The 14,046-nt window shown below is 29.8% G+C and carries 20 protein-coding genes; 19 read left to right on the forward strand and 1 reads right to left on the reverse strand.

What is annotated here, in order from left to right; genetic code table 11:
• The first annotated feature begins 148 nt into the window (after positions 1-148).
• The 5 genes from IEV63_RS12655 to IEV63_RS12675 all read left to right on the forward strand — a co-directional run bounded on the left by IEV63_RS12655 (position 149) and on the right by IEV63_RS12675 (position 3,305).
• On the forward strand, positions 149-709 hold the full coding sequence (locus IEV63_RS12655) for a hypothetical protein (RefSeq protein ID WP_188407186.1): 561 nt from the start codon (positions 149-151) through the stop codon (positions 707-709).
• A gap of 9 nt (positions 710-718) precedes the next feature.
• Positions 719-967 carry a hypothetical protein gene (locus tag IEV63_RS12660; RefSeq protein WP_188407187.1) on the forward strand — a complete coding sequence of 83 codons (249 nt, stop codon included), beginning with the start codon at positions 719-721 and terminating at the stop codon, positions 965-967.
• Between the two features lie 148 nt (positions 968-1,115).
• On the forward strand, positions 1,116-1,868 hold the full coding sequence (locus IEV63_RS12665; RefSeq protein WP_188407188.1) for a hypothetical protein: 753 nt from the start codon (positions 1,116-1,118) through the stop codon (positions 1,866-1,868).
• A 167-nt stretch (positions 1,869-2,035) separates the two neighbouring features.
• Complete coding sequence (locus IEV63_RS12670) at positions 2,036-2,890, forward strand: tetratricopeptide repeat protein (protein WP_188407189.1); 855 nt, start codon at positions 2,036-2,038, stop codon at positions 2,888-2,890.
• Between the two features lie 181 nt (positions 2,891-3,071).
• Complete coding sequence (locus IEV63_RS12675) at positions 3,072-3,305, forward strand: hypothetical protein (protein WP_188407190.1); 234 nt, start codon at positions 3,072-3,074, stop codon at positions 3,303-3,305.
• On the opposite strand, the gene IEV63_RS12680 is transcribed toward IEV63_RS12675, so the two are convergent.
• Positions 3,277-3,684, reverse strand: coding sequence for a hypothetical protein (locus IEV63_RS12680; RefSeq protein ID WP_188407191.1), 408 nt, complete (start codon positions 3,682-3,684; stop codon positions 3,277-3,279). The genes IEV63_RS12675 and IEV63_RS12680 overlap by 29 nt on opposite strands.
• 340 nt (positions 3,685-4,024) lie before the next feature.
• Here IEV63_RS12680 and IEV63_RS12685 point away from each other — a divergent pair, with 340 nt between their 5' ends.
• From IEV63_RS12685 to IEV63_RS12750, 14 genes are all read left to right on the forward strand, one after another.
• Positions 4,025-4,297, forward strand: a complete 273-nt coding sequence (locus IEV63_RS12685; protein WP_188407192.1) for a hypothetical protein — start codon at positions 4,025-4,027, stop codon at positions 4,295-4,297.
• 72 nt (positions 4,298-4,369) lie between these two features.
• Entirely contained in the window at positions 4,370-5,260 is an 891-nt protein-coding gene (locus IEV63_RS12690) for a carboxypeptidase-like regulatory domain-containing protein (RefSeq protein WP_188407193.1), read from the forward strand.
• Positions 5,261-5,473: 213 nt separating this feature from the next.
• Positions 5,474-5,815, forward strand: a complete 342-nt coding sequence (locus IEV63_RS12695; RefSeq protein WP_188407194.1) for a type II toxin-antitoxin system RelE/ParE family toxin — start codon at positions 5,474-5,476, stop codon at positions 5,813-5,815.
• Positions 5,812-6,099, forward strand: a complete 288-nt coding sequence (locus tag IEV63_RS12700; protein ID WP_188407195.1) for a helix-turn-helix domain-containing protein — start codon at positions 5,812-5,814, stop codon at positions 6,097-6,099. Before IEV63_RS12695 ends, IEV63_RS12700 begins: the two co-directional genes overlap by 4 nt.
• A gap of 144 nt (positions 6,100-6,243) precedes the next feature.
• Positions 6,244-6,648 carry a hypothetical protein gene (locus tag IEV63_RS12705; protein WP_188407196.1) on the forward strand — a complete coding sequence of 135 codons (405 nt, stop codon included), beginning with the start codon at positions 6,244-6,246 and terminating at the stop codon, positions 6,646-6,648.
• A 66-nt stretch (positions 6,649-6,714) separates the two neighbouring features.
• On the forward strand, positions 6,715-6,867 hold the full coding sequence (locus tag IEV63_RS12710; protein WP_188407197.1) for a hypothetical protein: 153 nt from the start codon (positions 6,715-6,717) through the stop codon (positions 6,865-6,867).
• A 43-nt stretch (positions 6,868-6,910) separates the two neighbouring features.
• Entirely contained in the window at positions 6,911-7,414 is a 504-nt protein-coding gene (locus tag IEV63_RS12715; protein WP_188407198.1) for a hypothetical protein, read from the forward strand.
• A 150-nt stretch (positions 7,415-7,564) separates the two neighbouring features.
• Positions 7,565-8,275, forward strand: a complete 711-nt coding sequence (locus tag IEV63_RS12720) for a hypothetical protein (RefSeq protein WP_188407199.1) — start codon at positions 7,565-7,567, stop codon at positions 8,273-8,275.
• 290 nt (positions 8,276-8,565) lie between these two features.
• On the forward strand, positions 8,566-9,108 hold the full coding sequence (locus IEV63_RS12725) for a hypothetical protein (RefSeq protein ID WP_188407200.1): 543 nt from the start codon (positions 8,566-8,568) through the stop codon (positions 9,106-9,108).
• Positions 9,109-9,537: 429 nt separating this feature from the next.
• Positions 9,538-10,770, forward strand: coding sequence for a hypothetical protein (locus IEV63_RS12730; RefSeq protein ID WP_188407201.1), 1,233 nt, complete (start codon positions 9,538-9,540; stop codon positions 10,768-10,770).
• Positions 10,771-10,935: 165 nt separating this feature from the next.
• A complete protein-coding gene (locus tag IEV63_RS12735) occupies positions 10,936-12,156 on the forward strand; it encodes a hypothetical protein (RefSeq protein WP_188407202.1) in 1,221 nt (406 codons plus the stop codon).
• A gap of 143 nt (positions 12,157-12,299) precedes the next feature.
• Positions 12,300-12,581 (forward strand): type II toxin-antitoxin system RelE/ParE family toxin, encoded by a 282-nt coding sequence (locus IEV63_RS12740; RefSeq protein WP_188407203.1) that lies wholly within the window; start codon positions 12,300-12,302, stop codon positions 12,579-12,581.
• Positions 12,582-12,592: 11 nt separating this feature from the next.
• On the forward strand, positions 12,593-12,895 hold the full coding sequence (locus tag IEV63_RS12745; protein ID WP_188407204.1) for a HigA family addiction module antitoxin: 303 nt from the start codon (positions 12,593-12,595) through the stop codon (positions 12,893-12,895).
• Positions 12,896-13,104: 209 nt separating this feature from the next.
• On the forward strand, positions 13,105-13,695 hold the full coding sequence (locus IEV63_RS12750; protein WP_188407205.1) for a hypothetical protein: 591 nt from the start codon (positions 13,105-13,107) through the stop codon (positions 13,693-13,695).
• Positions 13,696-14,046: the final 351 nt, after the last annotated feature.

Below are 14,046 nucleotides of genomic sequence, written 5' to 3' on the forward strand. Positions count from 1 at the left end.
AGCGCATAACAAAAATGGCGAGATTTGTGCTGAAACGGGAGTTTTATTTATTTTTAGAAAGTAAAAAACCTTAACCGAAAAGTTTGCGCATTTTAAGTCGCCATTTATGTTATGCGCGAGACGTTGCCACACATTTAAAAATTGAACGATGAAAAAAACAATAATATTACTTCTAATTTCTACAACATCTTACGCTCAAATTTCAGGATTTTGGGAATCAAAAGAATTTAGTAAAGATGTTTCTCTTTTTAAAGCTAAATCTTTTTTAATTCAAAACATTTTAAAAGTTTCTGAAAATTCATTGGAATTTGAAGCTGAACCTTTGGCTGCTGCTAGTTCAGGAGAATTGACAACCCTTCTTTATAGATGTGAAAATCAAAATTTAGAAGGTTTAATTTTAGGGTTTTATGGTAATTATTGGGATAAAAAATCTGGTGTTAGTTATCAAGGTTATGGATTTAAAGATTTACCAAAAGATAAAGCTCTCGAGTTTTTGAGTAAAATTGAAAATGAAATAGATAAACACGAAAAATTCTTAAAAAGCGACAATGACAATAATAATATCGTATTTAAATATGATGACTTAGTAGTTATGATTTGGACAACTTCAGGAAGTTACGAAATGAGAATATACTGGAACGGATTTGACTCAACCTGGGAAAAGACCTCTTATAGTAGATCGAAAAGAAGATTCAAAAGAAAAATATAAACAGATATTATGTATAAAGATATATTTAGTAATCCTGAATTCGACAAGCGTTTTAATAGATTAAAAGAATCTATCAAAAGCTATTTAAGTGGAATAGATTACGATACAGAAGATTTAGAAATAAATAATTTAATAGGTTGGCACACTTTAAATAAAGAACGAAGAATCTATGTAAATGATAAATGCCCTTCAGATATTAGAGTTCCTATAACTGAATTAATAAAAAAGAAATTTCCGAATCCAAATAATAGTAAATAAAAACGTGTGGCAACAGCGCATATAATTTATGGCGAAAATCTTGCTGGAACCATAATTTTAGTATTTTTAGAGACTTAAGAATTAATACGAAAGGCAAGTGATTTTTAACTTCGCCACAAACCATATGCGCAAACCGTTGCCACCAATTATGAAAAAAATACTGCAAATAACAATCTTTCTTTTTTCAATCGGAACTTTTGCGTGTACTTGTGACAACCCAAAAATAACCGAAAAGTTTATCGAATCTGATTTTGTTGCAAAAGCAAGAATCATTAAAAACTATAAAAATGAAAATTCAAGAGAACTTTACAAGGCTGATATTATAATTAGTGAACTTTATAAAGGAGAAGAATTAAAATCCATCTATGTTGCTGGGAGAAGTGATGGCGGAATTGGAAGTTCTTGTGCAATTTTTATCCCTGAGAATACTGAATTAATCGTTTATGCGCGGAAAAACAAAGATGGAAAATATAGTGTTGGAATGTGTTCTGGCTTACTTTATCTAAACAAACGGAATTTAAAAAGACAAAAAAGAGAGTTAGAAATTCTAAAGATGTTTAAATCAAAAAACATAAGTTTTACGGACAAAATAAATTATAGAGAAAAAGCAACTCTGCATAAAAAATTAGAACAATTCAAAGGAATTGAACTTGATAAAAGTTATGGGATTTATGAAATAACTTTTGCACAAGACTTGACTATAAAAAACGTGACTGAAATTAGCGGATTTAAAAACTCAATTGACGAAAAATTAATTGAAATAATCAAAACAACCGAATGGACAAGTTTTGACAAAGGAGTAAAAGATAAAGTTCCTGAAAACAGTAAATTGTTAATCGGAATTTATTTTTATCCGAATGAAAAGGGAAATCAAAGTTTTTTAAGTCAATACTACCTATGAAAAAATAACTGGTGGCAACAGCGCATAACAAAAATGGCGAGTTCTGTACTGAGCCGAACGTTTATGTATTTTAAAGAACTTAAAGTTTAACCGAAAAACTTGTGCATTTTAAGTCGCCACTTATGTTATGCACGAACCGTTATGCATAATTATAAAAAAATGAAACCATGAGATTAATTTTAAGCCTTATACTTCTAATTCCACATATTGGATTTTCACAATCTGACACAATTGAATTAAAGTTTGATACCAAATACTATGATGCAGTAGATAAATGGGTTGCTTTTCCAAAAAAGGATACAGATACAACCCACAACTTTGGATTTATTTATATAGATCAACAAGCCGGATTTACATTTGATTATAATTCCAATTTTGAAAAAACGAATGACGGATTAAAAAAACTACCGAGAAAATTTAAAGATCCATTAAAATTAAGACTTACGAAGAACACAATTAATATTGCTGTGCTTACAGAAGAGCAAATAGCTGAACTAGAACTTCCAAAAGAGCCAGAATGGCTTGTTAATTACAAAAAAGATTCGATCACGCCAAGATATTTAAAAAATATTGGATTTCATTATAACGCAAATGGCGCAAGCAATTTAGCACTCGAACCACTTTTAAAAGCTTACGATATTGACCCACATTTTGACGGACTTGAATTTGAATTGTCATTTGCATATAATGCGCTTGGACAATTTGAAAGAGCAATATCCATTTTGGAAAAAGCGATAGATAATAATTCTAAAAACTTTTATTTCTACCGTGAATTAGGGTTTTCATACAAAAACTTAAACAAAATTGAAGAAGCTGAAAAGATATATCGCAAAGGAATTAAAATGTCTGATAATAACTTTGAAAAAAGTGAAATGGCTGTAAATATGGCTCAATCATATTTCGAATTGCGGAATAAAGAAAAATTTGATGAATGGGCAAAATTGACAAGAAAGTACGCTGAAAAAGATTCAAGATATTCACAGTTTATTGAACATTTTGAACAGAATTGGAATAAGAAATAACTATGCATAACAGCGCATAACAAAAATGGCGAATTTATTGCTTAAACGAGAGTTTTGTGTACTTTTAGAAAAGTAAAAGTTTAACCGAAAACTTGCGCATTTTAAGTCGCCACTTATGTTATGCGCGAGACTTTGGCAAACAGTTAAAAGTCAATGATATGTTGTGGAATAAACGACAAAAATGGAAGGATTAGAATTATTACTAACTGAATATAAATTGCTTTTTGCTATAATATTTTCATCAGGGTTTTTCACTGGTATTATATTATGGAATATAGCAGATGTAACTGAAATAATAAGAGAAACAGTAACTTCAAGATTTTACACTTTACATCCTACTAATAAGTGGAAATACGCATCTAATAAAGAATACTTAAAAGAGTATCTTAACAGAAAAAAATACCAAAAAAGTTGATTAAAAGAGACAATAAAAGGATAAATAGTACTAACCTTTCTCTAGGAGAGCCCCATAATTTATTATTATATTCTTGAGTAAAAGAATTTGTTTTTATTTTTAGAATACCGAAATAAGATATTTTAAACTTTTGTCCTATTTGATAAATATATTTCTCACCAACTAAATAATCAAGGGCTAAGTACAAACGTGGGTATAATTCATAATCTTTTATACCAACGTCAACAAAAGTAGCTTTATAACCATTTAATGTCCAAGTATCTTTGTCTAAGTTAAGCTTGGTTACCAAATCTTCAAATGAAAGTAGGTTAGATTCTTCTGATAAAAGAGTCTCTAAAATATCATTTAAAAACTTTAATTCTTTTTTATTTTTGAACATAATACGATGGATTAGAAAACGAATATAGCAAATTAAAATAAAAACCGATTTGCCAACAGCGCATAACAAAAATGGCGAGATTTGGTGCTGAAACGAAAATTTTGGTATTTTTAGAAACTTAAAGTTTAACCGAAAAACTTACGCATTTTAAGTCGCCACTTATGTTATACGCGAGACGTTGGTAACCATTTGAAACTTGAAGTAGCAATTTAAAGACCATCCGACTTACGGAAATTAAAATAAATGTAAATTGACTCTTAAAGGAAAAATGAGAACTGACAACGAAGGGTCGAAATCTAACCGCCTTAGACCTTAATGGGGCAACTAAATTTTTAAAATTATGTTTATTATTAAAGAAAAAATGTCATTTAAGAAAATGATGATTGTTGGTTTAGTTATATTTGGAAGTATAATAGCTGAATCTAAATTTGACAACTACAGTACTGAAACTGTTAATGAAGCAGGGTTTTTAGGTTGGGGTAGTGATAATTTAGAGGGACCTTGTTATAGTCCAACAGGTAATGATTATGACATGATACAACTAATAACACCTGTGTACAAAGTTTTTGGTTTAATTGTTAGTAGAGGTGAACCTTATTATGTAAGTTACTAATAATTAATATCATCACACCTGCAAATTTTTTGTAGGTGTGATAAATTAACCTAATAGAAAAATAATAAAACTATGTCTAAGATATTATTAACGATATTATTAACGATATTATTTATAACTTTAAATAATATTTTAATTTATTCACAAACATTTGAAGGAGTTGTTAAAGATAATTTGACTAACGATAAAGTTATCTTCATAAGTATATCAAATATAACTAAAGATAAATATACTTTCTCGGATGAGAATGGCTTTTTTTCAATACCTGCAAGTTTGGGTGATACATTAAATTTTTCGCATATAAATTATCAGCATAATAATGTTATACTATCTAATTTAAGTGATTCAGTGACTATCTATTTAGAACCAAAAAATAACTTACTAGAGGAAGTTGTATTAATAAATAAAACAAAAAAAGATAGTTACAAAATAGGATACAAAAAAGGTAGAAAAAAACATAAAATTGGAGTTCCTATAAATTCATTTCTTGCATTAAGAATTAATAATAAAAAAAATATTAAAATTGAGAAAATCGAAATACCTGTTTTTTTTGATGATAAGTTTGAGTATGATAATGAAGGTTTTTTTGAATTACAATTATTTACATCAAATCAAGGTGTTCTTGAAGATTTAGTGCCAGTTAGTAAAAGGTATTATACAAAAGTTCACAACGATATGGAATTTATAACTTTTAACATAAATGAAGAAACAAGTATACCTGAAACTGATTTTTACATAATATTTAACAGAGTACTGCCTGATGATGTTTATGACGGAAAAAAAATGTTTACAATTAATCCTTGTTTATATTTTGAAAAAAAGGGAGTTAAAGGAGATTTATTTATAAAAAATATTTTTGCAAATGAATGGGTGGATTATCAAGATATTCTTAAAAAGTATTCTCCAACTCAAGGTCCTTCACCTTTGTTTAGTTTTGAAATTACAGTAAAAGAGGTAAATTAAAACGGTTACCAACAGCGCATAACAAAAATGGCGAAATTTGGTGCTGAAATGAAAGGTTTGTGTATTTTATAAACGTAAAAGTTTAACCGAAAAGATCGCGCATTTTAAGTCGCCACTTATGTTATGCGCGGACCGTTAGCAAACATTTAAAACTGACAAATAGTTTACAATTAACGAAACTTTTTATATCTTTGAATCGTAATAACAAAATGAATGATAAAACGATTTGAAACAAGACTTTTGGAAGAAGCTTTTGAATTTGTCCAAAAGCAAGACTTAAAAGTTAGAAAGAAAATATTTCAGAATATAAGAAGAGCCGAAAAACATTCCGACCCGAAATTCTTCAAAAAATTGACAAATGAAATTTGGGAATTTAGGACATTATATTCAGGAATCCAATACAGACTTTTAGCCTTTTGGGACAAAGAAGACAAATCCGAAACTCTTGTTTTTGCTACACACGGAATTGTTAAGAAAACAAGTAAAGTGGACAAAAAAGAAATTGATAAAGCCGATAAGATTAGAGCGAATTATCTAAAAAACAAAAAGAAATGAAAACTTACAAATTAGACGAAGCAGAAGACCTTTTGATAGGAGAGAAAGGAACGAAAGAAAGAGACGAATATGAATTTGAGCTTAAACTTGAACTCATAGGCGATATGATTAAAATTGCCCGAAGAAAAAGAAAACTGACACAGGAACAGTTGGGCGAACTGGTTGGTGTTAAAAAAGCTCAAATTTCGAGACTTGAAAATAGTACTGGAAATGTGACTTTTGAGACTGTAATGCGAATTTTCAATGCTTTGGGAGCAAAATTGAATTTAAACTTACAACTCTAAATAAAAAAACGATTTGCCAACAGCGCATAACAAAAATGGCGAATTTAGAGCTTAATCGAGAGTTTTGTGTACTTTTATAAAACTTAAAAGTTTAACCGAAAAACTTGCGCATTTTAAGTCGCCACTTTCGTTATGCGCGAGAAGTTGGCAAACATTAAAAAAAAAGAAAATGAAATCAAAATCAATCACAAAAAAATTATTCTAGTTTTAACATTAACTTTGTTGATATCCTGTGGATTTGAATCTTCAGATAAATCAAATGATTATTCAACTACTAAAACTAAAGTTGAAAATTTAAAATTAAACAAAGAAAATAAATATGGATGGGCAGTAGTTGGAATGATAAGAAACGAAAGTTCGTCAAGTATAAAAGGCTTTGTGAAAATAAAATTTTTGAATTCTAATAAAGATATTGTTTACTCAACAATGGCTAGGGTTAATGATGGTGATTATTTTGGACCTGGTCAAGCAGCAAGTTTTGATTATCATGCGGCTCCCAGTAAATTTGATGGTGTAACAGAATTCTTAGTAGAATTTGTTGAGAAATAAAAAAACTCATTTTGCCAGTAAATTAGCTAGCAAATAATAAATAACACTCATTTAATTATTAAAAATATGGAGATTATAATTGTACTTATTATTGTTGTGGTTGCAGTTTTATTAATCAGATTATTTGGGGCTTGGATGCTTCGAATTGATGAAATAATAAAAAATCAAAAATTAATTATATCTGAATTAAAAAAAACAAATTCAGAAAAAAAAGATTAAAAAGCTAAAACAATTACAAATTTGAAATAGCTAAATATTCTAAATGAATCTTTATTTAAAAAGGCATAAGCTTTTGGAAATTCTGACAAAAAAAAGAATTTTACTTGAGTCAGACCTGTCAGATGATAATCTCCTTGGAGTTTCTTTTACTGATATCCATAAACAGTTAAATTGTAATAGGTCTGAATTAGAGTTAATTATGTCAGAACTTTATGATTTGGATGAAATTGGTTATCACGATACTCTAGGTGTTGTTGGATTATTTACTAAAGACAAGGGTAAATCATCCTACGCTAATAAAAAATATAAAAGATTATATAGAAATGAGATAACAAATTTGATAAAAGATTTTGTCCAAATAATAATACCTATTTTGTCATTATTAATCGCATCCTATGCAGTATCAAATAAAATTGAGAGTTTTAATATGAATATTAAAAATAAGTTAGATAAAATTGAAAATCAGGTTAAAGAGTTAGAATTTGAATTTGATAAAACAGAAATGAATCATGGTGTTATTAATATTGATTCAATTTCCAAAAAATGATAAAAACGTTTGCCAACAGCGCATAACAAAAATGGCGAATTTATTGCTGGAACGAGAGTTTTGCGTATTTTTAGAAAGTAAAAGTTTAACCGAAAAACTTGCGCATTTTAAGTCGCCACTTTCGTTATGCGCGAGACGTTGCCATTAATTATGAAGAAAATCCTGTTAATACTAATACTTATTTGCAGTAATTCAATGTTTTGTCAAAATACAATTGAATTAATCGCATATGACTGCATTAATGATAGGGGCTCGAATAGAGATATTTCAGAGATTAAATTTGAAATATTGACTAAACACAAAGTTATTAGTCAGACTACTAAATCCAAATTCGATTTATTTAGGTTTCAATCTTCTGATAATGAAGTTAAAATTGAATATAATAATATTTATAACCAGAAAACAGATACTACTTTTTTTATTACACCTAAAACTCAAAAACTGTTTTTATGTGTTGAGAAAATGAAAGATTATGAAATTGAGACCTTTATTGAAAAAAGTCTGGAGAAAAAAAAGAATTGGAAATTAAAATTGTCTGGAGGTAGTTGTTTTGTGTTTACAGATACAGAGATTAAAATTATTCCTAATAAAAATGGTGCTATCTTAAAATATAAATATGCTGAAGACCGAAATGGAAAAAAAATTAAAGAAAAAAAAGAAATTAAACTTGATAAAAGAGACCTTGATAATTTAATAATATTTGAAAAAAAATTACGGTTATTAAATTCAGCAATGAGAAGATGTACACCAGCAACTTATTACTATTTATCGTACGGAAATGAAACAATAGAAATAAGAGACCAAACTTGTGTTGGTATATTTGAAGAATATTTATCAAAATTAATTGAAAGAAATAACTAATGGCAACAATGTATAAAAATAATAGCGGTTTAATCGCTAAAACCAAAGTAAGTAAATATAAAAAAGGTCTGTATTTAACCGAAAAGTTAGTGTATAAAAATCCGCTACTATTCTTATACTAGACCGTTAGCTCGCATATGAAATAATTGTTGTGCCAAATTAAAAATGATTACGGTCAAGAAAAGGACTGACCATCCTATATGATTTAGTAAACTGAGTTTAGATAAGTTATTCTATCTCAAAAATTAACTAGACTTCAAAATATGATGAAGTCATAAAACCCTATTAATATGAAATATTTAAATAAATTAAGTATAGTTTTTTTTATTATTTTGCTTTCAACTAGTTGCAGCGAAGATATTAATAATGAAACTAGCAACGAAAATCAAGAGATTCTTGAAACTAAATCCCTTATATTAGAAGGGGATGAAGTTTTTAATCAAAAATTTATGATTAAAACATTAGAAGGAGAAATGGTGGAATTAAATAGAGAAAATTTAATTTCATTCCTCAATGGAAAAATGTTTGATTCTGAAAATGTGTTAGATTTGAAGTTTTTTAGTATTGAAAAAAATCCTGATGAATCAACAAATGAATATGCTATTATAGCAAAAACATCAGATAATCTTACTAACGTTAGTGCATTAATGCATTTGACAGATTATGGATATGAGATTACTGGTGGAACTTGTGAATGTACTTCAAAGTGTGATATCGGTTGTACTGCAAGCCTATGGGGTAATGAATGCCGATGTTCAAGATGTTCACCTAGAGGTGAATGTAATAAGAAATCAACAATAAAAGTGCCATCATTAACTTATTTTGCTCAATAAATTTTATGAATGTTAGGTTTTAGCAACTTGGCACAATAATGCATATGCCTAATAATAAAAGCGGTTAGTTTATGATTTTATACTAATCGCTTTTTTAGTTATATTTAACGATAACATAACTTGAATGTATTTTTTCTATACTAATTAACATATCCAAATTCTAGCGTAAACTGAACTAAATGGAAATTAAAGTCAACTTTTAAGAAATTTAGAAATTAACCGAAAGTCAAAATCCATTTTTGCAGGCTAATAAATGGCAGTGGAAAAAAATACGCGAGCTAACAGCGCATAACAAAAATGGCGAGGTTTGTGATTGAAACGAAAATTTCGGTATTTTTAGAAAATTAAAACCTTAACCGAATGGAAAGTGCATTTTAAGTCGCCACTTATGTTATGCGCGGACCGTTGTAGCACATTAAAAACCAAACTATGTCAATAAAGAAATTTGCAGAAGATTTTGAGCGATTTGGATTCAAAAGTGAAGTAGATGGCAATAAAATTAATTTAGATTATGAAGAGCTACAATTCTATATAGAGATTGATGAAGCCTGGGAAAAGACAATTAAGAAGGTATATCGAGCCAAACAATACGACATAGATAGTGATTCAAAATTTCAAGTTTCAAACAGTAGTGTTGAATTTCAAATTTTCAAATTGACACCTTCTTATGTCTACAAACCACTATATGAATTTAAAAGCGAAAAAAGTGACATAGTAATTTTAAGTGATATGAGCTTGGAATATCAAATCAATTTATTTAGAACAGATGAATTCAATGTAGAAAGAGCAATTAATAGAGTTCGCAGGAGATTAGAAGGTCGCTCCGAAAGAGCGATAAAGAGAATGCCAAGATTAAGATTTAGAACGGAAATATTTTTCTTAAACTTTAAAACTATCACTTTTAAGACAAAAAGAAAATTGTCAAGGGAGAAACTAATCGAAGAAGGTCGAGCCAAAAGTAAATCTTGCTTGTTTTCACTTGCAGTAAATGAAAATGAATGTTGGGAACTAAGAGAAACTATTAAGGGCAAAGGCTTTTATATTCCATTATCAGATGAAACGGATGAAGATTTAAAAATACCTAAAGCAATTTTTGAAGACGACCTCGTTGGCTTTTATAAAATTGCTAAAAGCAGTTTATTTCCGTCACAAGCCTTTCTTTCTTACTATCACGTGTTAGAATATAACTTCTTACGTGTATCGGATGAAGAACTTTTCAATAGAACTAAATCAATAATTAATTCACCGAGTTTTAATTCAAATTATGATAATGTGAATAAGCTTCTAGCTGTTCTAAAAAAACACGAAAGGAATTTAGACGAAACTAGTATGCTAAAAAGAGTGATAACAAAATTTATTGATGAAGAAGAATTGATAAACTTTATCCGTGAATTAGAGAATAAGCTAACTGAAAAAGTCTATTCCAAACCAAAAGATGAAGTTTTCGGAGAAAGAATTCCATTAAAATTAGAAGAAGGTCATACTATTGGAAATACGGCTAAAGTGATAAAGCATATAAGAAATAGCCTTGTTCACTCTAGCGACAAATATACAAGAGAAGAATGTGTAGTACCATTTTCAGAATCCGAAACTATTGTGACAAGATATATTCCAATAGTTAAATATCTAGCTGAAAAGGTAATTTATGCAAATGGAAAATAAATAATAACGTGCTACAACAGCGCATAACAAAAATGGCGAATTTATTGCTTAAACGAGAGTTTTGTGTATTTTTAGGAAAGTAAAAGTTTAACCGAAAAACTTGCGCATTTTAAGTCGCCACTTTCGTTATGCACGAGACGTTGGGCTCAATGAAAAACAGAAAATATGACACCTACAGAATTTGAAAATCACCAGTTGTTCGAGAAGTTAGAACAGCTTGACTTAAAAATTAGGGATGAAGAGTTACGTGAACTCGTAGGCGTTGACGATTTGAATTTTTTTGAAACTGCTCTCAAGTACTTATATGACAGACTGAATTTGACCATTCCTTCAATTGTCCAAGAAAGTGAACTTAATACCATTTCAACAGAGCTTCAGAATGCCCTATCTCAAATAAACTCCTTTGTTGGGAATAAGAATCAAGGGCATGTTACTAATGCCAAAAACCATACACATACAGCACTCGCTAGAGTTAGAAATTTACCATTGCCGTTTTCAAAGAACGACTTTAATTTCTCTAAAAACATTGCCAACTTTGAGAAAATAGTTAAGGAAAAGTATTCTGAAATCGAGAAAGAAAACAGCGAATTAAAGACTGAATTTGAGCAATTAAAAAGTGAGTTAGAACAAACGCAGACAGAAGTTGAAAGACTTGAAAAGGCATTGGAACAAAAGGAAAATGAATTGAATAATATCAATGAAACCTTTAAAACAAACTTCGATAACATAAAGTCCACCGCTACACAGAATTACGAGCAAGACCGATCAACATTTAGGAACGAGTTTGACGAAACCGTTGAGCTGCTTAACAAGGAAGTAGAAACTCTCAAAAATTCTATTGATAGCGGGACAGATGATTTGGTCGCTAAACTTGAAGCCAAGCTAGAAGAAGCAAAAAAAATAGTAGGAGTTGTAAGTGACAAAGCTGTAACAGGGAACTATCAAAATGTTGCCAATGACAATATGAAAACGGCCGATAGATTTAGATGGATAGCGATTGGACTCATGTTGGTTCTTTCCGGCCTTTTGATATACACGATTTGGGATATAAGTGGAGATTCATTCGATTGGACAAAATCACTTATTAGAATTCTATCTGCAGCTGCGCTATCCTACCCTGCAACCTATGCAGCACGAGAATCAAGTAAGCACCGTAGGTTAGAGTCTTTAAACAGAAAAGCCGAATTAGAATTGACAGCAATCGGTCCGTTCATTGAGCTCCTACCCGATGAAAAGAAACAGGAAATAAAAGAAAAATTGGTTGAAAAGTATTTCGGAAACAATCACAATTCAATAAGTGACTTAGACGATAAACGAGATGAAAACGTATCAATTGGGACTATTGAACGAATCGTAAAAACCTTGATACCTTTTCTGAAAAAATAAAACACTGAGCCCAACAAAACCTATAAGCAATAGCGCCCTGCGGGACGCTACTGCTCATAGCTAAACCGTTAGGCAACATTTAATTTCGAATTCCAATTAGAAAATTTTACTTATCTTTGACGTTAGTAACGTAAAACAAAAATATGATTGTTTCTTTTCGCTCGAAAGAGACTGAACAAATTTGGAATGGATATCGAGTAAAGAAAATGCCGATTGATATTCAAAAAATTGGACGCCGAAAATTGAGAATGTTGAATAATTCGCAAAACATAGCTGATTTGAGAATTCCACCTTCTAACCGACTTGAAAAGCTGAGCGGAAATTTAATTGGGTTTTACAGCATTCGAATTAACAAACAATGGCGAATAATTTTTGAGTGGAATAGCGGAAATGCGAGCGAAGTAGAAATAGTCGACTATCACTAAAAACAGAGAAAATGGAAAAGTTAGCAAATGTACATCCTGGCGAAATTTTACTTCACGAATTTCTTGAGCCACTCGAAATTTCGGCGTATCGACTTTCTAAAGATTTGAAAATACCTCAAACTCGGATTTCTGAAATTATAAAAGGGCGACGTCGAATAACAGCTGATACAGCTTTGCGATTGAGTAAATACTTTGGAAACTCAGCTAAATTTTGGCTCGGACTTCAAGATGATTTTGACATCGAAGAAGGAAAAGAAAATAAAGAAAACGAGCTGAATGAAATTAAACAGTACGCTGATAAAAACGTTGCCTAACAGCGCATAACAAAAATGGCGAGGTTTGTGATTGAAACGAAAATTTTGGTATTTTTAGAAAATTAAAACCTTAACCGAATGGAAAGTGCATTTTAAGTCGCCACTTTCGTTATGCGCGAGACGTTGTATGCCATTTATGAACAAAATTTAGTTTTAAAATTAAAATCCAATTGATTAGAAATATAAAATCGCATAAAATTAAAACTGTATTGAATTTTTCAATATTTTCCATTTCAATTCTTTGCTTTATTGCGTGTGGAAGTGTCTATTTAGATGGAGATGGTTATCTAAGACCTAATATTAACAAACGAAAAGCATTTGATAATAGTTACGGGACACTTTTTCCAAAAGAACCTGATTTTAGCTTAAAGGGAAAGTTAAAAGAATACGAAGGTGAATTTTTAATTGATACTACAGTAGTATATGTTATTAATTATGGAGAAGTACATGCGGGCCCATATCATTTTGATAATAAATATAGTTTTTTACGATTTTTTAGTAGTGGCCATGTTTTTTCGGCAGGTAAATATGATGAAGAGTTTGTTGGTAAGGATTTTTCAACTTTTAACAGAGCTACTGTTGGGTATTATACTTTTGAGGATGGAAAAATACTCTGCGAATTTTTTGTACCAAGTGCAGATTATCAATATTACGTGTTTGAAGTAATAGATTCGCTTACTATTTTAGAAGCTAAAACAAAGCCACGTGGTAGGGCTACAAGTTGGGATAATTTAAAAAGAAAGGAACATTATTTTCATAAAAGAAATGTGGATAGTTTGTGGGGAGAGCCTTATTGGTAAATTAATTTTAGATCAAAGAATAATTAATTAAAAAAACTATATTTGACTGTTTCGAATTGAAATTTAGTTGATTGATAAAGTTGATTCGAAAAAAAAACGGCATACAACAGCGTGTATAAGAAATAGCGGGTTTACTGCTAAATGAAAGGTCAGTGCTTTTAATAGAAGCCTGTACCAAACTGAAAGTGAAGTGCTTTTTAATCCGCTACTTCTCATACACGCAAAACGTTATGCTTTATGTTGAAAAAAATCCCAAATAGAATTAAACTTCACAGAAAAACATTAAATTTGAATAAAAGTAAATAGAGATGAGCATTCAAACAATATCGGTTGACTTTCCTAATGATATTC

This window comes from Psychroflexus salis (assembly GCF_014640175.1).
Taxonomy (GTDB): Bacteria; Bacteroidota; Bacteroidia; order Flavobacteriales; family Flavobacteriaceae; genus Psychroflexus; species Psychroflexus salis.